We start from the raw sequence: 19,481 nt of genomic DNA, 5'->3' as shown, positions 1-19,481 counted from the left end.
GATTCACCTGACGCCGGCGTAAGGTAGTTCTCCCTATGCACGTGGCAGGGCAAATAGGTCTTTTCCGGCGCGCCCCGGATAATCGGGGCCATGACCTCCAAAGAAAACCAAGCCGGCACTGACTTCAGCACGCTGGCCCTGAGCCCCGCCACGCTGGCCAATCTGCAGCAGCTGGGCTACACGCAGATGACCCCTATCCAGGCCGCCAGCCTGCCGCCCGCCCTGCTGGGCAAGGACCTGATCGCCCAGGCCAGCACCGGTAGCGGCAAGACGGCGGCCTTCGCCCTGGCCCTGCTGGCCAACCTCAACCCGCGCCGCTTTGCCGTGCAGGCGCTGGTGCTGTGCCCCACGCGCGAGCTGGCCGACCAGGTGACCACCGAGATCCGCCGCCTGGCGCGGGCCGAGGAGAACATCAAGGTCGTCACCCTGTGCGGCGGCGTGCCGCTGCGCGGCCAGACGGTGAGCCTGGAGCACGGCGCCCACATCGTGGTCGGCACGCCCGGCCGCGTGATGGACCACCTGGAGCGCCAGCACCTGTCGCTGGAAGCGCTCAACACCCTGGTGCTCGACGAGGCCGACCGCATGCTGGACATGGGTTTCTTCGACGACATCGCCACCGTGGCGCGCCAGTGCCCCAAGGAACGACAGACCCTGCTGTTCTCGGCCACCTACCCCGAGGGCATCGCCAAGCTGAGCCAGCAGTTCATGAAGGCGCCCGAGCAGATCACGGTGCAGGCCCAGCATGCCGAGGGCAAGATCGAGCAGCGCTGGTACGAGGTGAAGAATTCCGAGCGCCTGCACGCCGTGTCGCAGATCCTGGACCACTTCCGGCCCGAGTCCTCGCTGGCCTTTTGCAACACCAAGCAGCAGTGCCGCGACCTGGTGGCCGTGCTGCAGGCCCAGGGCTTCAGCGCCCTGGCGCTGTATGGTGAGCTGGAGCAGCGCGAGCGCGACCAGGTGCTGGTGCAGTTCGCCAACCGCAGCTGCTCGGTGCTGGTGGCCACCGACGTGGCCGCGCGCGGTCTCGATATCGCCAACCTGGCAGCGGTGGTCAACGTGGACGTGACGCCCGACGCCGAGGTGCACATCCACCGCATCGGCCGCACCGGCCGGGGCGACGCCGAGGGCCTGGCGCTCAACCTGTCCAGCATGGACGAGATGGGCAGCGTGGGCAAGATCGAGCAGCTGCAGGGCCGCGAATCGCGTTTTTACCCATTGGCCGAACTCACGCCCACCGGCGACGGGCCGCTGGTGCCGCCCATGGCCACCATCCAGATCATCGGGGGCCGCAAAGAGAAGATCCGCGCCGGCGACGTGCTGGGTGCGCTCACCGGCGAGATGGGCTTCACGCGCGAGCAGATCGGCAAGATCAACGTCAACGAGTTCTCCACCTACGTGGCGGTGGACCGCACCGTGGGCCGCCAGGTGGCCGACCGCCTCAACAGCGGCAAGGTCAAAGGCAAGTCCGTGAAGGCCCGCCTGGTCACCGACTGACCAGCATCTGCACCATGGCATCGTAGCCCCGCTGCTTTGCCAGTTGCAGCGGCGTGTTGCCCAGCCGGTCGGTCAGTGCCTGGCTGGCCCCCGCCTTGACGAGGGCCTTGAGCGTGGCCTGGTGGCGTGGCCCGCCGTTGCCCAGCACGATGGACTCGATCAGCGCTGTCCAGTGCAGGTTGTTCACATGGTCCAGCGGTGCGCCGGCCGCGATCAGCTGGCGCACTACGCCGTCATGCCCCAGGTGGGCGGCGGCGATCAGGGCCGTGCCGTCGTAGCGGCTGGTCACCTGCTTCGCGCTGGCACCCAGCGAGAGCAGCAGGGCCAGGGTGTCCTCGTCGTCGGCCACGGCGGCAATCGTCACCGCGTCGTAGCGGTCGTTTTCCAGCAGATCCAGCCCAGCACCGGCCCTGGCCAGCAAGCGGATGGCCTCGCGCTGGCGCGCGAAGGCGGCCACGTGCAGGGGCGTGCGGCCGTGGGCGTCGCGGGCATTGAGCTGTGCTGCGGCACTCGGGCCTGCGAGCAGGCGCTGCAGGGCGGCAGTGTCGCCCTGTGCCGCAGCGGCATGCACGCCCTGGTAGGCCGCCAGTTCCGCCGGGTTGGGCGGAACCTGGGCCTGGGCCGGCTGCAGGGCAGCGAAGGCCAGGGTGGCGGCAATGGCGCACAGCGCACGCGCCGTGCTCGAAAAAGAAGGGGCGGTGCGGTGGGCCATGGCTCTTTCCTGGTCGGTCAGGTGTGGCTTACTTGAGCAGGTCCTGCACCTTGGCGATGCCGGCCACAGCGCACTGCTCGTCCAGGTGGCCGCCGGGCGCACCGCCCACGCCCACGGCGCCGATCACTTCGTTGCCCACCTTCACGGGCACGCCGCCGCCCAGCAGCAGGTAGCCGGGGATGTTGACCAGATTGGCGGCAGCGGGGTTCTTCTGGGCGCCTTCCATCATGGCCAGCGTGGTGTTCTTGGCCGATGCCGAGGTGTAGGCCTTCAGGCGGCTGGCTTCCAGTGTGTGCGGGCCGGCGTTGTCGGCGCGGTGCACGGCGCGCACGGTGCCGGCGCGGTCCACCACGGTGGCGGTCACGGCATAGCCGTTGGCGGTGCAGGTGGCCACGGTCTGGGCGGCGATCTGTGTGGCCAGGTCCAGCGAGATGTTCTTTTCGGTGCGCACGCCTTCGGCGCTGGCAGCGGTGGCGACGAAAGCGAGGGCGATGGCGGCGGTCTTGAAGTGGCGTTGCATGGTGTGTTCTCCGGTGGTTTGGAAGGCCGGCCTGGCAGGTCGTCAGGCCGTGGGAGAACTGTAAAAAATGCAGGCCGCCGGCGCCATTCGTGCGGCTACGCGCGGGCCTCCGTAGAACTACGGAGCGCCGTCCACCAGCGCGGCGTAGCGCCTTATCAACTGGGCCAGCGACTCGGCCCCGAGCTTGGCGAACAGGTTGGCGCGGTGGGTTTCCACGGTGCGCGGCGAGAGCTCCAGCGCACGGCCGATCTCCTTGTTGGTCAGGCCTTCGACGATCAGGCCCAGCACCTCGCGCTCGCGCGCCGAGAGCTGGGCATGGCGCTCGCGTGCCTGCTGGTCGGCCTGGTGGCGCTCGCGCGAGCGCACGTGCTGGCGCACCGCGTTCTGCAGCGCTTCGAGCAGCACCTCGTCGTCCACCGGTTTTTCGAGGAACTCGGCGGCCCCGGCCTTGAAGGCGCGGCGGCACATGTCCACCGTGCCATGGCCGGTGAGCATGATCACCGGCTGGTCCACGCCCTGCTTGAGCAGTTGCTCCAGCAGGGCCAGGCCGCTGGTTCCCGGCATGCGCATGTCGAGCACGATGGCACCGATGCTGGCGCGGTCAAAGCCTGCGGCAAAGGCCAGCGGGTCGGCCCAGGCCTGCACGCGCAGGCCCACGGTGCCGATCAGCAGGGAGAGGCCCTCACGCACGGCGGCATCGTCGTCCACCAGGTGGATCAGCGGGGACAGGGGCGTGGCGTGGTCGGTCATGGAAGCACCGGGGTGTGGAGGGGGGCTGTCGGGTGGGCTGCAGCGGGGGCCTGCGCCGTGACCGGCAGCACCAGCACGAAGGCCGCGCCCCGGCCTGCAGCGGGTGCCAGCCACAGCTGCGCACCCATGGCCTGGGCCAGGCTTTCGCACAGCGTGAGCCCCAGGCCCAGGCCGCCTTCGCGCGTGGTGTAGAAGGGCTCGAACAGGCGCTCGCGCGCCTCGGCCGGTATGCCCGGGCCATGGTCGCGCACCGTCAGTGCCACCTGGCCCGTGTCCTGCCGGGCCAGGTGCAGCTCCAGCCGGCGCTCGGCGGCCGGCACCTGCTCCATGGCCTGCAGGGCATTCATCACCAGGTTGTGCACGATCTGCTGCAGGGCCACGGGTTCGGCCAGCACCGCAGGCAGGTCGGGTTCCGCCTCCAGGACCAGTGCCACGCCGCGCTGCTGCAGTTCGGGCTCCACCAGGTGCAGTACGTCCTGCACGGCGGCGGGCAGGGCCAGCGGATGGGCCTGCCCGGCCAGGTCGGGGCGCTCGACCAGGCGGCGCAGCCGGCCCACCACGGCCGATGCGCGACGCGCCTGCTCCACGGCGCGGCCCATGGCGTCGAAGGCGGTGTCCAGGTCGGGTGGCGATTCGCCCAGCAGGCGCTTGGCGGCCTGGGTGCTGGCCAGCAAGGCCGTGAGGGGTTGGTTGAGCTCGTGCGCCATGCCGGCTGCCAGCTCGCCCAGGGTATTGAGCCGGGCCACCTGGCCCAGGCGCAGCAGCTCTTCGGCCCGCTGGCGTGCCACGCGCTGGCGCCACCAGGCCAGCGCGCCGGCCCAGAGCGCTGCCGTGAGCACGCACCAGCCCAGCATGGCCCACCAGGGCAGTTCGGCCGGGGTCACGGTGCGCTCGGCCACTACGTCCAGGGGCTGGCTCGGCGATGCCAGCAGCTTGCGCACGCTGAAGTGCCAGCCCATGCGGTCCAGCCGGCGCCCTGGCTGCACGACGAAGGACTGGCCGGCCCGCTCCAGCGCCACGCGCACCGGGCTGGTCACCGGGTTCATGGGCCATTCGTCCAGCGGCACGGTGGCCGCCAGGTCGATCTGCAGCGCATAGCTGGCCGGTGTGCCGGCCAGCACCAGGTGGTAGCGGCCGGCGGCCAGGTCTGCCAGGGCCATCTCGGCGCGGCTGGAGCGGCGCGAGGCCGCCTCGGCTGCATCCAGCGCGGCCTTCTGCGCAGCGGGCCAGGCACCCGCAGCCGGGCGCTGCAGCACGGCCAGGATCTGGGGGTAGACGGACGGCAGGCGTGGCAGGGTCGACGCCGCCGCCGTGTCGGCCACAGCGCCCGGCACCGGGGGCTGCAGCAGCGCCAGCGTGGCCATCACCGCATCGTGCTGCACCACGCGCTGGCTCAGCAGCCGGTGCACGATGCGCGCATCCGTATCGAAGGCCGCGCGCAGCTGTTCCACGCGCGCGTGCGCCAGCCAGCCGGCACCGGCAGCCGCCACGAGGGCCCACAACAGCAATCCTGCGAGGCGATGGCGCCATGCCTTGGTCATGGGGCGGATTCTGGCACGGCCGGGTCTGTTGTAATCCTGTCCGAACGCCTCCACCCGCCCATGCCCCCCACTGCCTCCACCCTGCACCCCTGGTTCACGCCGCGCAACCTGCTGTGGGCGTCCGTGGCCGTGGCGCTGGTCACCATCGTTCTCAAGACGCTGGCCTGGTACGTGACCGGCTCGGTGGGGCTGCTGTCGGACGCCCTGGAGTCCTTCGTCAACCTGGCCAGCGCCATTTTTGCCCTGGCCATGGTCACCGTGGCGCAACGCCCGGCGGACGACAACCACCCGTACGGCCACCACAAGGCCGAGTATTTTTCATCCGGCTTCGAAGGCATCCTGATCGTTGGCGTGTCGTTGGGCATCTTCTGGGCGGCCGGGCATCGGCTGTTCGACCCGCAACCCCTGGAGCAGGTGGGTTGGGGCCTGGTGCTCTCGGCGGTGAGTTCCGGCCTCAACGGCCTGCTGGCCTGGTTCATGTTCCGGTCCGCCCGTGCGTACCGCTCGGTTGCGCTGGAAGCCGATGCCCGCCACCTTGTCACCGACGTGTGGACTTCGGCCGGGGTGCTGGTCGGCATTGCCGGTGCCGCGCTCACTGGCTGGCTCTGGCTCGATGCCGTGGCCGCCATCGCCGTGGCGATCAACATCCTCAAGGAAGGCGTGTCGCTGGTCTGGCGCTCATCCCAGGGGTTGATGGACGAGGCCGCCCCGCCCGCGGTGCAGGCCCGCATTGAAGCCACCCTGCAGCAGTTCGTGCAAGGGCAGGCACCGGGGGGGCTGCGCTTTGACCATGTGTCCACACGCCGGGCCGGCCAGCGCCAATTCGTCGATCTGCATCTGCATGTGCCAGCCATTTGGACCCTGGGCCAGGCCGCCGAGTTGCGTGGCCAGGTGGAGCGGGCGCTGATGGCCGCCGTGCCTGGCCTGCGTGCGACCATCGAACTGCTGCCCACCGATGTGGAAGCCCATTTTGACGACCCCAAGGACGTGACGTGATCAGTGTCTTGCAACGCGTGCGCGAAGCCCGCGTGGATGTGGATGGAACCACCGTGGGCGCTATCGGCGCCGGCCTGCTGGTGCTGGTGTGCGCCGAGCGCGGCGATACCGAGGCCGAGGCCGACAAACTGCTGGCCAAGCTGCTCAAGCTGCGCATCTTTGCCGACGACGCCGGCAAGATGAACCGCAGCCTGCAGGACGTGGCCGGCGGGCTGCTGCTGGTGAGCCAGTTCACGCTGGCCGCCGACACGACGGGCGGCAACCGCCCGAGCTTTACCCAGGCGGCAGCACCCGACGATGGGCGGCGCCTGTTCGACTACGTGGTGCAGCAGGCGCGTGCGCTGCACCCGGTGGTGGCCACCGGCCGCTTCGCCACCGAGATGCAGGTGCACCTGGTCAACGATGGGCCGATCACCATACCGCTGCGCATTGCGCCGGCCGCACCGACGCCATAGCGCAGGCGTTCAGGCACCGACCAGTTTCTGGAACGAGCCAAGCACGGCCGGGCCGTTGAACGGCTTGACGATCCAGCCGCGGATGCCGGCGGCCTTGCCGCGCTCCTTCATCGCGGGCGAGTTCTCGGTGGTCAGCATCACGATGTTGACCCCGGTGTTCCTGAGTTCGCTGCGCACTTTTTCGGCCATGGTCAGGCCGTCCATGTGGGGCATGTTCACGTCGCAGACCACGAGCTTGATGCGCGGGTCCTGCTGCAGCTGGGTCAGGCCGTCGCGGCCGTCCACTGCGAAAGCGACGTCGAAACCGTTCTTGCCCAGGAAGCCGCCGACTTCGTTGCGCACGGTGCTGGAGTCGTCGACGACGAGGATGTTGGCCATGGTGCGAGTCCTTCAAAAGTGGTCAGAAAAATTCCAGTTCGCCCGCGACCTGTTCTACCTCGGGCGGCTTCCAGTGGAAGTCCATGGGGGTGTAGGCACGGGCGCACAGGGTGGCATGCAGCGGCAGGGCGCCGGGCAGGTCAATGCGGAAATGCTGAAGATGGTCGGTGCCGATCTGCGCCATGTGCGGCAGGCTGCGGATATCCAGGATCTGCGGGGTCGACAGCCCTAGGCAGTCGTAGAAGGCGCCCAACTCGCGGTTCATCGCGCCGCAACACATGTTGCCGATCTCGCAGATGGCGTCGATGAATGGCTGCGGGCCCATCTCGCGCTCGTCCTGCCCGACCACGCCCGCAATCCATGCACGCGTGCGCGCATCGTGCGCAAAGTGCAGTGCCGCGATGACGCGAAACGAATAGGAGGCGATCGACAGCACCGCCATGTGGGTGAGCGAGTCCTGCTCCACCGCAGGCACGGTGCGGATCTGCATCTTCGAATGCTGCGGCCCCATGCCCTGGCGCAGGCCTGCGATCATCATGCTGTCCAGGCTGTCCCTGGCGCGTTGGCTCAACGTCATGGCGGCTGGCTCAGGCAGACAGGGCGGCCTGGATCTTGCGATTGGTCAGCGCGAGCCCCATGGACGCATTGATGATCATCTTGCCGCCGGCCTGCATGTCCTGGAAGGTGGTGGTGGCGATCAGGTCGTTCTTGTAGAGGTTGTCCCGGTAGTGCTTGGACAGGGCCTCGGCATTCACCGACAGTGTGCGCATCTCGTTGGCCACCACGGCGAAGCCGCGGCCCGCGCCGCCCGCGCGGGCTGCCTCGATCGATGCGTTGAGCGCCACGATCACCATTTGGCGCACGATGCGTGCGAACTCGTCGTTCTTCTCGTGCATGTCCTTGTTGTGGGTCACGAGCTTGCTCATGTCGGCATGCCAGCGCTCGAAGGTCTTGCTGATGCCCTGCAGATCGGCCAGTGCCTTGGCCAGCGTCTGGCTGTGGCCCATGGCACCCTGCACCACGGCCCGCACCACGGCTTGCGTCTGCTGGCCGGCACTGTGCTCGATCTGGCGCTGTTCCTGCTCCCACTGCCCAATGGCGTTCTGCATGCTGGCCTGTGCCTGCTGCAGCGAGCTGTGCAAGTGATCGACCTGGGATTGGAGCCGGGCATTCTCGTTCTCCACTTCCCATTGCGCATCCTTGCCGACGTCCTCGGTCTGCAAGGCTGCGTTGCGCAGCGTGCGGCCGCACAGCCACCAGCCGACCACGGCGCCCAGCGCGCAGCCGCACAGCAGAATCAGCACTTCCATCATTGCGCTTCCTTCTCGGCATGTTCCGCCGGGGCGCGGCGTGCCACGCCGTACTGGGCGGGCAGGTGGATCACGGTGTGGAACGGTGCTTGGCCTGCTTGCCCATCGGCCGGCTGGAGTTCCAGCGCGATGCTGCCGCCCACGGATTCGATGAAGGCCTTCACCGCGTCCATGCCCACCCCGCGTCCCGAGATGGCGGTCACTTCGCTGGCCGTGGAAAAACCGGGTGCAAAGATCAACTGCGCGGTCTCTGCCGGAGCCAAAGCGCTGTCTTCCTGCACGAGGCCCGATGCAATGGCTTTTGCGCGGATGCGGTCCAGGTCCAGGCCCCGGCCGTCATCGGAAAGCCGCAGCGTGATCTGGCCATCCGCCTGGCCCATGGCGATCTCGATCCGGCCCTGTGGCGCCTTGCCTTGCGCGGCCCGGCCCGGCGGGGCTTCGATCCCGTGGTCGAGCGCGTTGCGCAGCAGGTGCATGAAGGCGTTGCGCAGCACGTCGGTCACCTGGGTGCGCAGCACGATGCCGCCATCGGCGATGACGACCCTGGGCACCTGCTTGCCCAGTTCCAGCGCCAGGTCGGGCAGCGAGTCCACCACCGTCTCCAGCACGTCGTGCAGCGTGTGGGTGCCCAGCAGCTGCAAGGCGTGCTGTACCTGTTCCAGCATGGCACGCGTGGCATGCAGGTCCTTGCTGCCGTGCAGGGCACTGCCCGCCGCGTGCAGCAGTTCGTCGATGCGTTCGCGCGGCACCATCAGGTACTTCTCCACGCTGCCGCGGCGCCCGGGGCCCTTGCGGCCCAGCTTGGTATCGTTGATGTGCGCGTAGCTGTCCAGCGATGCGCGCACCGCCTGCAGCTCGGCATCCAGTGCCGCGCTGTCCCAGCCAGAGAGGTCCTGGCGCAGCGCGTCGTAGCGCTGCTCGGCCGCGTGCGCCAAGTCGGCCAGCTGCAGCAGGCCGTAGGTGCGGGCATTGCCCTTGATGGTGTGCATGTTGCGAAACAGCTCTGCCACGGCGGCCGCGCGGGCTGCCGCATCGGTGGCCGAGCCATCCAGCAGGCGCTGGTTGTGCAGCACGAAGGAGGCCGAGCTGTCCACGAAGTCGTGGAACTTTTCCTGTTGCACGGCGAGCACCTCGCCGATCATTGCCAGCTCCTGCTTTTGCGCCTGCGCGGAGCGTGCCAGCTCGCGCAGTTCGGTCACGTCGCGCACGCACAGCATCAGGCGCTCGGTGCTGCCGTCGCCCGAGGCGATGGGCGACCAGGTGAGGTCCAGCACCTTGGTCTTGCCATCCGCGAAGCGCACGCTCACCTCGCCCGGCAGCAGGTGGGCATTGAAATCGAAGTTCATGGCGTCTTCGCCGATGCAGGCATCGATGGCCGTCGTCGCTTGCGACAGTGCATCCGCGCCCAGGTCGGTATGGGCCAGCAGCACATCGGTCACACTGCGCCCCGCGAGATCGCTGGTTTCCACGATGCTGGCCAGGTGGTCCGAGTATTCGGGGTGGATCACGCCGCCGGCCTGCAGGGTCATGATGCCCTGCGGGATGGTGTGCAGCATGACCTGGATGTCGGCCGTCTTCTGGCGCACGAGTTCCGTGCTTTCCTGGATCTTCTCCACCATCAGGTTGAAGGCCGTGAGCGAGCGCCCGATCTCGTCCATTCGGGTGACCGGCACTCGGTGCGAGAAGTCCTGGCTGGTGGCGATCTCGGTCATCTTGTGCTCCATCTCGCCGATGGGGCGCACGATCTGGCGGTACAGCATGAAGCCGATGCCCGCCATGCCCAGCACGGCGATGACCGTGATCGTGGTGAGCGTCGTCGTGGTCTGGGTCAGGTTGGCGTTCAGCGAGGCGATGGCCTGGTCCTTGCCGCGGCGCTTCTCGACCTGCACGGCCTCGATCATCTGGCCCTGCTCGCGCAGGTACTGGTCCACGGTGGCGGCCATGGTGGCCTCCGCGGCCTCCTGCTGGCCGGCGAGCTTGAATTGGGCCGTGTCGTCGATGGCCTGGAAGTAGTTCTCCAAGCTCATCTCTGCCTCCTTGATCAGGCCGCGCTGCGCATCGCTGTCGGCCTGGCGCATCTGCGAAGCCAGGGCTGCCTTGAGTTCGCTTTTGCGCGAGCTCAGCGCCTCGTAGGTGGTCTTGGCGCTCTCCCCGTCGGGTGCCGACACCATGGCCATGGTGGCTATGTGCACGTCCTTGAGCTGCCCCATCATTTCCACCGACTGGATGGTGCTGGGCACCACCCCCTCGGTCACGGCCTTGACTTGCTGCGCACCGCGGGACGACTGGTAGAGCGCGAAGCCACCGATGGCGCACAGCGCCAGGAAGGTGAGGGTGATGAGCAGGATGATGCGCAGGCGAACGGTCATGGGAGGGACTGGCTGCTGAACCAATGTAACAATTTGATTCAACTGTCGGCGACGTCCGTGGCGCCTTCATGACATTTCCCCCGGGCCTTCGAGGGGCAAGGCGGCGCAGGCCTGCGCGGTCTGCGCTTTTCGTGGCGCGGTCGGCTGCGGCTATTGCAGCGTCAGCGCCAGTGCGATGGGCAGGAACACCAGGGCTGCCAGGTTGCCGATCAGCACCATCGAGGCCACCTTCTCGGGTTCCTGCCGGTAGCGCTCGGCAAAGATGAAGTTGATCACCGCCGGGGGCAGGGCGCCGAACACCAGCAGCAGGCCCTGCTCGCGCGGTGCCAGGCCCACGCCCCAGGCCACGGCCCAGGCAATGGCCATGCCCGCCACGGGGCGCAGCACGGCGCCGAAGAGGCCAAAGCCGATGGACTGGATGCGCGAATCCGCCAGGCGTGCGCCCAGAGCGAACAGCATCAGCGGAATGGACACATCGCCCACCATGCGGATGGCGGTGAGCAGCGGCGGCCACAGCGCCAGGTCCGCCATGCCCACCACCAGCCCCGCGATGGCTGCCAGGATGGAAGGCGAGGTCCACACCGTGCGCAGCCGGGCCTGGTGGTCCAGCAGCCAGATGCCGAACGAGAACTGCAGCGCGTTGGACACCACGAACATGGCGATGGCCGGTGCCAGTGCCTCCTGGCCAAAGGCGAGCACCGCCAGCGGCAGGCCCAGGTTGCCGCAGTTGTTGAACATCATCGGCGGCACCAGCGTCTTGGGCTGCATGCCCAGCGCGCGCGCCACGAGCCAGCCCACCACGCCTGTGCCGGCGATCAGCAGCAACGTGGCCAGCAGCAGCGGCAGGTGGTCCTGCACGCGGAAATCCTTGCCCGCCATGGCACCGAACACCAGCGCGGGCACGAACACTGCCAGGTTGAGCTGGTTCGCGGTCGATAGATCGGGCTTCATGCGCCGCCCGACGGCATAGCCCAGGGCTGCAATGGCAAAAAGGGGAAACAGGATGGAGAGGATGCGCAGCAGCATGGTGGGGCGTGAAGGACGACCCCGCCGAGCTTAAGGCACTGCCGGCGTCGACCCTGGCGGGGGCCGGCCGCCGTGGCCTCAGTCGTCGGCCATCACCAGCACTTCGCGCAAGCGGCCTGCGCCGAGCATCTCGTAGGCGTCGATGCCATAGCCCACGTACACGCGCGAGTTCTGCAGGCCCTGCGCCGGGAAGTTGCGGAAGATGTCGAGCGGCACGGACAGGTTGGCGCTGCCCAGGTCGGCCTTGATGGCGTAGGCGGGCATGGGCCACTGCACGGGGCTCCATTGGCCCTTGTCGTCGCGCTGGAACCAGGTGGTGGGGGGGCCGTCGGGGCCGTCGCTGGCGATGGCCACCACATAGACGTTGTACTTGCCGTCCGGCGCGCTGGCGCTGGTCGGGCTGCCGAACACCGCGCCAGACAGCGTCAACTGGCCCAGGCCGCCTGAGTAAGTGGCCTGCACCCGGAAGGGTGGCCGCATGGCTGGGGCAACGGCCGTAGGGGTGTCAGGGTCCAGGTCGAGGTCCGCCGTGCCGGCAGGAGCGTTGACGGGTGTCGGTTCCAGCACGCTGCCGTAGGTTCCCACGCCAAGCTGGCCCTTGTGGCCTTCACCGTAGGCCCACACAGTGCCGTCTGCCAGCCTGAAGTGCACGTTGCCGGGTTGCTGCGACGGACTGCCCTTGCTCAGCGCGGCTTCCTTGATCGCAGCATGCAGGCGGAAGATTTTGCCCGCAGAGCCTCCCAGCTTGCTGCCATGGCACTGCGCAGAGCCGTCGGCCAGTACGGCACAGAAATGCCCATCACCGCCATGGATGGAGGTTGCAGTCTGTCCCACCAAGATGCGCTTGGGCGCAGTGTATTGACCGGTGGACGTGTTGTCCCACAGCGAGCCTGCGGGATCGGTTCCCCAGGCCCATACGGTGCCTGAGTTGTCCAGCGCCAGCGAGGCTGTGCCGAGCGCGACGACCTGCTGGGCGGGGGGCAGGCTGGGCTGCTGGAAGGGCTGGGTGTACTTGACCAGTCCGCTGGATGTACTGAACGTGCCCAGGCCCCAGATGTTGCCGTCGGCGTCCAGGATGAGTGCGTTGTCTTTCGAGATGGACGAAGTCTTGGCCTCGGCGTTACCGAGCGCAATCTTGGTAGCCGGGCGGAAATCAGCGTCCGATAGTGTGTTGACACCTACTGGGGTGCCCCAATGCCAGGTGGTGCCGTCGCTGCCGATGACCAGCATGGTGAAGCCGTGCATCCCGATCGAGCGTACGGGCAGTGGGATGGGAAGAGGCTTGGGCTGCCGGGTGGCCTCGAGTGTGTAGATACCGGGATTCCAGATAGGCGCCCAGCCCCAGGCGTAGACCTTGCCATCCTGCGTGAGGGCCAGGGCGGTGTCGCCCGTCGCCTGGATGCTGGTGATCGAGGACAGGCCAACCACTCTCGCCGGGCTGGAGCGCGCAGAAGAGTCTGTGGCCAGACCCAACTGCAGATCGAAGTCGCTTCCCAGCGCAAGGAGTTGCCCATCCGTGGTGGAATACAGCACGCTTTGTCCGCCGGTGCTGCTATAGGTCGACATGCTGGCCACGCCCGATGCGACCTTCCGGAGCAAGCTGCCGGAGCCATCGTCGGCCTGGGATTCTGACGCTCTTTGCCATTGCCAGAGATCGCCACCTGCCGTCAAAGCATAGCCATAGATCTCCCCGATGGACAAATCCCGCGCTGGCGGAAGACTGGCCAGCAGACGAGGCTGCAGGGGGGCTGGTGCATCGCTGTTGATGTCATATTGGTTGACCACGCCACCGGCTTGCGTGAGTGCATAACCGGGGGCAAACGGCTTGATCGCCAGCCCCTTGCGCGGCTGGCAGATGGGTAAGGTGTTGTTGAGCGATCCCCAGGTCCAGGAAACGCCTGTGGTGTCAACTGCTGTCACCGTGCCGATACCATTGAACATGGGAAATACCACGTAAGGCCGGCCCAGTTGCAGATCGCGAATGGGTGGCAGTCCCTGGATCTTGACGGGAAGGCTTGTGCTGTTGGGACGCGCTACCTCTGAAAATACACAAGGGCCGCCCTGGCCTTGACCCCAAACACCGCCGCCTTCATCGATGGCGATGACGTTGTATCCCTGTCGAAATGCCTTGACGATGCGCACCGGGTATTCCACGATTACCTTGGGTGCGTCAGAGCTGAACATCAGTCCCCATGACCACACCTTTCCTTGGGAATCCACCGCCAGGGGCTCGCTTTGGTCGGCATCGGGGAAGTGGACGACATTGCGCAGCACGATGCGTGGTTCGCTGCGATCCGTTCGCGTCCCATCGCCGAGCTGGCCATAGGTATTGCGGCCCCAGCTCCACAGATTGCCGTAGGTGTCCAGTGCAAATACGTCTCTGGCAGAAGCGCGAACGCTCACGATGCGTGCGGGCAGCGGGATGGTGATGGCGGTAGCACCGGACCGAATGGGCCCCAGTCCCAACTGCCCATCCCGGTTGTCACCCCAGGCCAGCACGCTGCCATCCTTTGTCAAGGCCAGCACGTGGCGGTTGCCGCTGCTGATGGATTGGGCCTGTGCGCTGCTGGCGCAGACCAGGGCCAGCAGCAGTGCGCTGGCGGTGAATCGTTGGAATATGGGGCGCGTCATGTCTGGTTTCTCCTCTCTGTGCATTTATGCGTTCCATTGTGGGGAACGCACGTGCCGGACAGCGTGACGCGGATCACCCCGGCGTGTGTCGTGTGGCGCGATGTTGTAAGAGGATGCGTCAGCCTTCGCGCCGGATCAAAGGCGTTTTGCGTTAAAACAGCGACAGCGAGGCCCCTGCCCGCGCTGCCCTGTCCACACCCGCACGGAGCCCATGCGCACCACCTACTTCATCAGCCACCCCGACGTGGTGATCAGCCCCCTTGTCCCGATCACGCGCTGGCCCTTGTCCGAGCGGGGGCGTGTGCGCATGGCGGCGGCCCTGTCGCAGCCCTGGGTGCCAGAGATCACGGCTGTCTACTGCAGCACCGAGCAAAAGGCCATCGATGGTGCGCAGATACTGGCGGAGCGCCGGGGATTGGCGCCTACGCAGGTGGCAGCGCTCGGCGAGAACGACCGCTCGGCCACCGGCTACCTGCCACTGGCGGAGTTCGAGACCGTGGCCGACGCCTTCTTTGCGAAACCGGAGCAGTCCGTGCGCGGGTGGGAGACGGCCGCGCACGCCCAGGCGCGCATCGTGGAGGCCGTGGCATCCATCGCCGCAGCCGATACCTCTGCCGGGGCACTGGCCATCGTGTCGCATGGGGCGGTGGGTACGCTGCTGTACTGCCACCTCACCGGGCAACCCATCTCGCGGCAATGGGACCAGCCCGCCAATGGCGGTGGCAACTACTTCAGCATCCAGTGGGGGCCAGAGCCCCGCGCGTTGTCGTGGTGGCTGCCGGTCGATGGAGTCGGGCCCTCTCCCTAACGTTTGCGTGCCCTGGCGGGCTTCGGTGCCACCGGCTTGGCGTCGTACGGATCGGCAAAGCCCAGCTCCTGCAGGATGGCGGTCTCGTAGGCCTCCATCTCGTCGGCATCGGCCGCGCTGGTCTCGTGGTCCCAGCCCTGGGCATGCAGGGCACCGTGCACCAGCATGTGGGCGTAGTGTTCCTCCAGGCTCTTGTTCTGCTCCTTCGCTTCGCGCTCGATCACTGGGGCGCACAGCACCAGGTCGGCCGTGACCAGGGGTTCCTGCGTGTAGTCGAAGGTCAGCACGTTGGTCGCATAGTCCTTGCGGCGGTAGTCGTTGTTGAGCTGCCGGCCTTCCTCGGCGTCCACGATGCGCACGGTTATCTCGGCGTCGGTGGCCAGGGCGTGGCGTATCCAGCGCGTGACCTTGTGGCGCTGCAGCACGGCGCGGTGCGCAGCAGCGCCGTCGAAACGGCCGAACTGCAGCGACAGGGAAAGTTGGTTCAAGGGCATGGGTGGGGTGTCTTGTCAGAGGACTGTCCGCTCACGCGCGGGTGCGCGTGGCTACCGCACGGCGGGGTGCGTCGTAGGCGTCCACGATGCGCGCCACCAACGGGTGGCGCACCACGTCGGCGCTGGTGAAGTGGGTGACGGCGATGCCCTTGACGCGCTTGAGAACGCGCTCGGCATCGACCAGGCCGCTCATGGCACCCTTGGGCAGGTCGACCTGGCTCACGTCACCCGTGACCACGGCGCGAGCGCCGAAGCCGATGCGGGTGAGGAACATCTTCATCTGCTCGGGCGTGGTGTTCTGCGCTTCATCGAGGATTACGAAGGCATTGTTCAGCGTGCGCCCGCGCATGAAGGCCAGCGGCGCGATCTCGATGGCGTTGCGCTCGAAGGCCTTCTGCACCTTGTCGTTGCCCATCAGTTCGTACAGCGCGTCGTACAGAGGGCGCAGGTAGGGGTCGACCTTCTGCGCCAGGTCGCCGGGGAGGAAGCCCAGGCGCTCGCCGGCCTCCACCGCCGGGCGCGTCAGCACGATGCGCTGCACGTTGCTGCGCTCCAGGGCATCCACCGCACAGGCAACGGCCAGGTAGGTCTTGCCGGTGCCGGCCGGGCCGATGCCGAAGGTGATGTCGTGCGTGGCGATGTTCTGCAGGTACAGGTTCTGCGTGGGCGTGCGCCCACGCAGGTCCGGGCGGCGCGTGCTGAGCACGATGGCGTCGTCGGGTGCCTCCAGCAGCTCGCTGTCGCCCGCCAGCATGAGCTGGATGTGGTCCTCGGGGATCGGGCGCTCGGCCATCTCGTACAGGGCCTGCAGCAGCTCCATGGCCTGGGTGGCCTTGGCCTTGGGGCCGTCCACCTTGAACTGTTCGTGCCGGTGCGCGATGCTCACCTGCAGCGCCACCTCGATGGTGCGCAGGTGCGCATCGGCCGGGCCGCACAGATGCGTGAGCCGGGTGTTGTTGTGGGGAGTGAAGGTGTGGCGCAGGATCACGCTGATAATTCCCGTCAGGCAATGGAAAAGAACGCAAGAGCGACGGCGCTGCTTGTCACGCCAGCGACGGCAAAGGACATCAATGATAGGCAAATTGACCGGCACCCTGCTGGAGAAGAATCCCCCCGAGGTGCTTTTGGACTGCCACGGGGTGGGCTACGAGGTGAATGTGCCCATGAGCACCTTCTACAACCTGCCCTCCGTGGGGGAGCGCGTGAGCCTGCTTACGCAGTTCATTGTGCGCGAGGATGCGCAGCTGCTCTACGGCTTTGGCACGGCCGAGGAGCGCCAGGCCTTTCGCGAGCTGATCAAGATCTCGGGCGTGGGCCCGCGCACGGCGCTGTCCATCCTGAGCGGTATGGGCGTGGGCGACCTGGCACAGGCCATCACGCTGCAGGAGGCGGGGCGCCTGGTCAAGGTGCCCGGCATCGGCAAGAAGACCGCCGAGCGCCTGCTGCTGGAGCTCAAGGGCAAGCTGGGCGCCGACATGGGGGGGGCGCGCAGCCACGCCACCAGTGATGCACAGGCCGACATCCTGCAGGCCCTGCTGGCCCTGGGCTACAACGACAAGGAAGCGGCCGCTGCCCTCAAGGCCCTGCCGGCCGACGTGGGCGTGAGCGACGGCATCAAGCTCGCGCTCAAGTCGCTGGCCAGGTAGGTCCGAACGGGCGCCTACTGGGCCTCGCGCACCAGGCGGCCATTGGTCGGCTGCACCGGCCGCGCATTGGGCGGCGAGATGCGCGCCAGCAGGCGCAGCTGCTCCAGGCCCACGCTCACCGGGGTCTTCATCACGATGCGCAGCACGCCCTCGGTGCAGGGCGGCGAGGTCAGCGAGCCCGCGTACTGGTAGTAGTGCCGGTCCTGCGGCAGCAGCTCGCCCACCGAGAGCACCGGCTGCGGCAGGCGCACGCGGTCCTGTGCGTCCAGGGGCATGTGCGTCCAGAGGCGGGTGATGAAGGCATTGGGGCTGCCCAGTTGCATGGGCACGCTGACCACGGCCATCTGGCCGCTCGGGCCCTGGTACACCAGCTCGGTGGCCATGGGGTAGCTCTGCAGGTGCACGCGCTCCTCTGCGGGGTGGCGGAACTGCAGGCGCATGAGCCGCCAGGGGGCTCCGCGCAGGGGCAGGATGCTGGTGCCTTCCACCTCCAGCGCGAGGCCATGCCCCGTGTTCCACACCGTGCCGCCGAAGAACTGGTTGCCGAACGGCAAGGGGTCGGCCGGGCCGAGCGCCACGTCCTGCGTGGTGATGTGGATGGGCGACTGGCGCGTGCCCTGGCTGCAGGCCGAAAAATCCGGGTGCAGGCTGCCCCAGGCCTCGGGTCCCTTGTCGCCGCTGGCATGGTCCCAGCGCACCGTGCGCGGGTCGGCTGGCGGTGGTAGGGGTGCAGGCGGTGCTGCGGCGGCCAGTTCGGCTGCACGCGACTGGATGTAGCGGCGGCTGGCCTCAGGGTCCCGCACGGTCTGCCGGGGCGGTGCCGGCGGGAGGGCTTCAGCCTGGGCCGGCTTGCGCGGGCGGTCGGGTGGCACGCGCACTTCCACGCTGGGGATAGGGCCGGCGTTCTTGCGCGCACCGGGTTTGGCCGGCGTGGCGTTCTTGTCCTTGGCGCGCTGGATGGCCTCGTCGATCCGGGTGGCCAGGGTGGCCTTGTCCTGCGGGTTCTCGATGCGGATGGCGCCGCTGGCGGTGCGGGCGGGCGGGGGCGCGGTCTGGGCAGTCGCGGTCAGGGCGGCTGCGCCACTGGCGGCCAGTGCGGCCAGCAATTGCAGCGGCCGTGGCAGGCGGGTGGGCGCGGGCAGCATCTGTTTCATGGTGTGCTTCATGTATCGGCACAGTACCCACTTACTTTACCCCCTGGGGGGTCGCCCGGGCTATATAGTTCCAGTCGGCCCGCCCGCGCGGGTATTCGACCCCGGACAGAACCACCGTGACCATCCAGACCGACGACTTCGCCCCCATACCGCCCAAGCGCGTGGTGTCCGCCGCGCCCGCCTCGCCGCAGGAGGAGGCCATCGAGCGCGCCCTGCGCCCCAAGCTGCTGCAGGAGTACGTGGGCCAGGCCAAGGCACGTGAGCAGTTGGAGATCTTCATCGGCGCGGCGCGCAAGCGCGGCGAGGCGCTGGACCACGTGCTGCTGTTCGGCCCGCCCGGACTGGGCAAGACCACGCTGAGCCACATCATCGCGGCCGAGCTCGGGGTGAACCTGCGCCAGACCAGCGGCCCCGTGCTCGAAAAGCCCAAGGACCTGGCCGCATTGCTGACCAACCTGGAAAAGAACGACGTCCTCTTCATCGACGAGATCCACCGCCTCTCGCCCGTGGTCGAGGAAATCCTGTACCCGGCGCTCGAGGACTACCAGATCGACATCATGATCGGCGAGGGGCCGGCGGCGCGCAGCATCAAGCTCGACCTGCAGCCCTTCACCCTGGTGGGGGCGACCACGCGTGCCGGCATGCTCACCAATCCGCTGCGCGACCGCTTTGGCATCGTCGCGCGGCTGGAGTTCTACACCGCGCAGGAGCTCGCGCGCATCGTGCAGCGCAGTGCGGGGCTGCTCAATGCGCCCATGGACGAGGCCGGCGGCTTCGAGATCGCGCGCCGCTCGCGCGGAACGCCGCGCATTGCCAACCGCCTGCTGCGCCGGGTGCGCGACTATGCCGATGTCAAGGGCGATGGCCGCATCAACCTTGATATCGCCAACCGCGCCCTGGCCATGCTCGACGTGGACCCGCAGGGCTTCGACGTGATGGACCGCAAGCTGCTGGAGGCCGTGATCCACCGCTTCGATGGCGGCCCCGTGGGCCTGGACAACATCGCCGCCAGCATCGGCGAGGAGGCGGGCACCATCGAGGACGTGATCGAGCCCTACCTGATCCAGCAGGGCTTTTTGCAGCGCACCACCCGTGGCCGGGTGGCCACGCTGGCCGCTTACCGGCACCTGGGCGTGACCCCGCCCCAGACCGGCGGGCAGGGCCTGTTCGAAGCCTGAACCGCAAGGGAGCCATCCC

At 67.9% G+C, this 19,481-nt stretch carries 19 protein-coding genes; 6 read left to right on the top strand and 13 right to left on the bottom strand.

All coding sequences use genetic code 11. The features are described 5' to 3' along the window. The first annotated feature begins 90 nt into the window (after window positions 1-90). Window positions 91-1,494 (top strand): ATP-dependent RNA helicase DbpA, encoded by a 1,404-nt coding sequence (dbpA, locus tag ASE28_RS09920; protein ID WP_057266447.1) that lies wholly within the window; start codon window positions 91-93, stop codon window positions 1,492-1,494. Here the strand turns inward: dbpA and ASE28_RS09915 are convergent. The 4 genes from ASE28_RS09915 to ASE28_RS09900 form a co-directional block, all read right to left on the bottom strand. Continuing rightward, on the bottom strand, window positions 1,484-2,206 hold the full coding sequence (locus ASE28_RS09915; RefSeq protein WP_157421925.1) for an ankyrin repeat domain-containing protein: 723 nt from the start codon (window positions 2,204-2,206) through the stop codon (window positions 1,484-1,486). The two genes, dbpA and ASE28_RS09915, sit on opposite strands and share 11 nt — an antisense overlap. Window positions 2,207-2,234: 28 nt before the next feature. Next, a complete protein-coding gene (locus ASE28_RS09910; protein WP_057266446.1) occupies window positions 2,235-2,726 on the bottom strand; it encodes a heme-binding protein in 492 nt (163 codons plus the stop codon). Between the two features lie 117 nt (window positions 2,727-2,843). After that, on the bottom strand, window positions 2,844-3,476 hold the full coding sequence (locus ASE28_RS09905; protein ID WP_057266445.1) for a response regulator transcription factor: 633 nt from the start codon (window positions 3,474-3,476) through the stop codon (window positions 2,844-2,846). Further along, window positions 3,473-5,017, bottom strand: coding sequence for a sensor histidine kinase (locus ASE28_RS09900; protein WP_057266444.1), 1,545 nt, complete (start codon window positions 5,015-5,017; stop codon window positions 3,473-3,475). The genes ASE28_RS09905 and ASE28_RS09900 overlap by 4 nt, the downstream gene beginning before the upstream one ends. 60 nt (window positions 5,018-5,077) lie before the next feature. Here ASE28_RS09900 and ASE28_RS09895 point away from each other — a divergent pair, with 60 nt between their 5' ends. Together ASE28_RS09895 and dtd are read left to right on the top strand one after the other, a co-directional pair. Next, entirely contained in the window at window positions 5,078-6,013 is a 936-nt protein-coding gene (locus tag ASE28_RS09895; RefSeq protein ID WP_057266443.1) for a cation diffusion facilitator family transporter, read from the top strand. Next, window positions 6,010-6,468 carry a D-aminoacyl-tRNA deacylase gene (gene dtd, locus ASE28_RS09890; protein ID WP_057266442.1) on the top strand — a complete coding sequence of 153 codons (459 nt, stop codon included), beginning with the start codon at window positions 6,010-6,012 and terminating at the stop codon, window positions 6,466-6,468. Before ASE28_RS09895 ends, dtd begins: the two co-directional genes overlap by 4 nt. A gap of 9 nt (window positions 6,469-6,477) precedes the next feature. On the opposite strand, the gene ASE28_RS09885 is transcribed toward dtd, so the two are convergent. The 6 genes from ASE28_RS09885 to ASE28_RS09860 form a co-directional block, all read right to left on the bottom strand. Then, window positions 6,478-6,846, bottom strand: a complete 369-nt coding sequence (locus ASE28_RS09885; protein ID WP_057266441.1) for a response regulator — start codon at window positions 6,844-6,846, stop codon at window positions 6,478-6,480. Window positions 6,847-6,868: 22 nt separating this feature from the next. Further along, window positions 6,869-7,423 (bottom strand): hypothetical protein, encoded by a 555-nt coding sequence (locus tag ASE28_RS09880; RefSeq protein ID WP_057266440.1) that lies wholly within the window; start codon window positions 7,421-7,423, stop codon window positions 6,869-6,871. A gap of 10 nt (window positions 7,424-7,433) precedes the next feature. Next, window positions 7,434-8,159, bottom strand: coding sequence for a methyl-accepting chemotaxis protein (locus ASE28_RS09875; RefSeq protein ID WP_057266439.1), 726 nt, complete (start codon window positions 8,157-8,159; stop codon window positions 7,434-7,436). Continuing rightward, the gene (locus ASE28_RS09870) at window positions 8,156-10,525 is read right to left on the bottom strand and encodes an ATP-binding protein (protein WP_057266438.1); all 2,370 of its coding nucleotides are present in this window, start codon (window positions 10,523-10,525) and stop codon (window positions 8,156-8,158) included. Before ASE28_RS09870 ends, ASE28_RS09875 begins: the two co-directional genes overlap by 4 nt. A 150-nt stretch (window positions 10,526-10,675) precedes the next feature. Continuing rightward, complete coding sequence (locus ASE28_RS09865; protein WP_057266437.1) at window positions 10,676-11,551, bottom strand: AEC family transporter; 876 nt, start codon at window positions 11,549-11,551, stop codon at window positions 10,676-10,678. A 78-nt stretch (window positions 11,552-11,629) separates the two neighbouring features. Further along, a complete protein-coding gene (locus tag ASE28_RS09860) occupies window positions 11,630-14,182 on the bottom strand; it encodes a hypothetical protein (protein WP_057266436.1) in 2,553 nt (850 codons plus the stop codon). Window positions 14,183-14,393: 211 nt separating this feature from the next. On the opposite strand from ASE28_RS09860, the gene ASE28_RS09855 reads away from it, so the two are divergent. Next, entirely contained in the window at window positions 14,394-14,990 is a 597-nt protein-coding gene (locus ASE28_RS09855; RefSeq protein ID WP_057199951.1) for a histidine phosphatase family protein, read from the top strand. Here the strand turns inward: ASE28_RS09855 and ybeY are convergent. Further along, a complete protein-coding gene (ybeY, locus tag ASE28_RS09850) occupies window positions 14,987-15,484 on the bottom strand; it encodes an rRNA maturation RNase YbeY (RefSeq protein ID WP_057199952.1) in 498 nt (165 codons plus the stop codon). The two genes, ASE28_RS09855 and ybeY, sit on opposite strands and share 4 nt — an antisense overlap. A gap of 31 nt (window positions 15,485-15,515) precedes the next feature. After that, window positions 15,516-16,472, bottom strand: coding sequence for a PhoH family protein (locus tag ASE28_RS09845; RefSeq protein ID WP_057266435.1), 957 nt, complete (start codon window positions 16,470-16,472; stop codon window positions 15,516-15,518). An 82-nt stretch (window positions 16,473-16,554) separates the two neighbouring features. On the opposite strand from ASE28_RS09845, the gene ruvA reads away from it, so the two are divergent. Then, window positions 16,555-17,130, top strand: a complete 576-nt coding sequence (ruvA, locus tag ASE28_RS09840; RefSeq protein ID WP_057266434.1) for a Holliday junction branch migration protein RuvA — start codon at window positions 16,555-16,557, stop codon at window positions 17,128-17,130. Window positions 17,131-17,144: 14 nt separating this feature from the next. Here ruvA and ASE28_RS09835 read toward each other — a convergent pair whose 3' ends face one another. Next, window positions 17,145-18,284, bottom strand: coding sequence for a carbonic anhydrase family protein (locus tag ASE28_RS09835; RefSeq protein ID WP_057199955.1), 1,140 nt, complete (start codon window positions 18,282-18,284; stop codon window positions 17,145-17,147). Between the two features lie 116 nt (window positions 18,285-18,400). On the opposite strand from ASE28_RS09835, the gene ruvB reads away from it, so the two are divergent. Continuing rightward, on the top strand, window positions 18,401-19,462 hold the full coding sequence (gene ruvB, locus ASE28_RS09830) for a Holliday junction branch migration DNA helicase RuvB (RefSeq protein WP_057266432.1): 1,062 nt from the start codon (window positions 18,401-18,403) through the stop codon (window positions 19,460-19,462). The last annotated feature ends 19 nt before the right edge of the window (window positions 19,463-19,481 follow it).

Source organism: Acidovorax sp. Root219, from assembly GCF_001428665.1.
In the GTDB taxonomy this organism is placed as follows: domain Bacteria; phylum Pseudomonadota; class Gammaproteobacteria; order Burkholderiales; family Burkholderiaceae_C; genus Acidovorax.
The sequence above is the reverse complement of the archived record's forward strand: the minus strand, read 5'-3'. Positions and strand labels throughout refer to the sequence as shown.

Excerpts from the sequence above, each read along its gene's own strand:
- ASE28_RS09875 (WP_057266439.1), bottom strand. The coding sequence starts at position 8,159 with ATGATGGAAGTGCTGATTCTGCTGTGCGGCTGCGCGCTGGGCGCCGTG.
- ASE28_RS09900 (WP_057266444.1), bottom strand. The coding sequence starts at position 5,017 with ATGACCAAGGCATGGCGCCATCGCCTCGCAGGATTGCTGTTGTGGGCC.
- ASE28_RS09885 (WP_057266441.1), bottom strand. The coding sequence starts at position 6,846 with ATGGCCAACATCCTCGTCGTCGACGACTCCAGCACCGTGCGCAACGAA.
- ASE28_RS09915 (WP_157421925.1), bottom strand. The coding sequence starts at position 2,206 with ATGGCCCACCGCACCGCCCCTTCTTTTTCGAGCACGGCGCGTGCGCTG.
- ASE28_RS09865 (WP_057266437.1), bottom strand. The coding sequence starts at position 11,551 with ATGCTGCTGCGCATCCTCTCCATCCTGTTTCCCCTTTTTGCCATTGCA.
- ASE28_RS09905 (WP_057266445.1), bottom strand. The coding sequence starts at position 3,476 with ATGACCGACCACGCCACGCCCCTGTCCCCGCTGATCCACCTGGTGGAC.
- ASE28_RS09860 (WP_057266436.1), bottom strand. The coding sequence starts at position 14,182 with ATGACGCGCCCCATATTCCAACGATTCACCGCCAGCGCACTGCTGCTG.
- dbpA (WP_057266447.1), top strand. The coding sequence starts at position 91 with ATGACCTCCAAAGAAAACCAAGCCGGCACTGACTTCAGCACGCTGGCC.
- ASE28_RS09910 (WP_057266446.1), bottom strand. The coding sequence starts at position 2,726 with ATGCAACGCCACTTCAAGACCGCCGCCATCGCCCTCGCTTTCGTCGCC.
- ASE28_RS09880 (WP_057266440.1), bottom strand. The coding sequence starts at position 7,423 with ATGACGTTGAGCCAACGCGCCAGGGACAGCCTGGACAGCATGATGATC.
- ASE28_RS09895 (WP_057266443.1), top strand. The coding sequence starts at position 5,078 with ATGCCCCCCACTGCCTCCACCCTGCACCCCTGGTTCACGCCGCGCAAC.
- ASE28_RS09835 (WP_057199955.1), bottom strand. The coding sequence starts at position 18,284 with ATGAAACAGATGCTGCCCGCGCCCACCCGCCTGCCACGGCCGCTGCAA.
- ASE28_RS09870 (WP_057266438.1), bottom strand. The coding sequence starts at position 10,525 with ATGACCGTTCGCCTGCGCATCATCCTGCTCATCACCCTCACCTTCCTG.
- ybeY (WP_057199952.1), bottom strand. The coding sequence starts at position 15,484 with ATGCCCTTGAACCAACTTTCCCTGTCGCTGCAGTTCGGCCGTTTCGAC.
- ASE28_RS09855 (WP_057199951.1), top strand. The coding sequence starts at position 14,394 with ATGCGCACCACCTACTTCATCAGCCACCCCGACGTGGTGATCAGCCCC.
- ruvA (WP_057266434.1), top strand. The coding sequence starts at position 16,555 with ATGATAGGCAAATTGACCGGCACCCTGCTGGAGAAGAATCCCCCCGAG.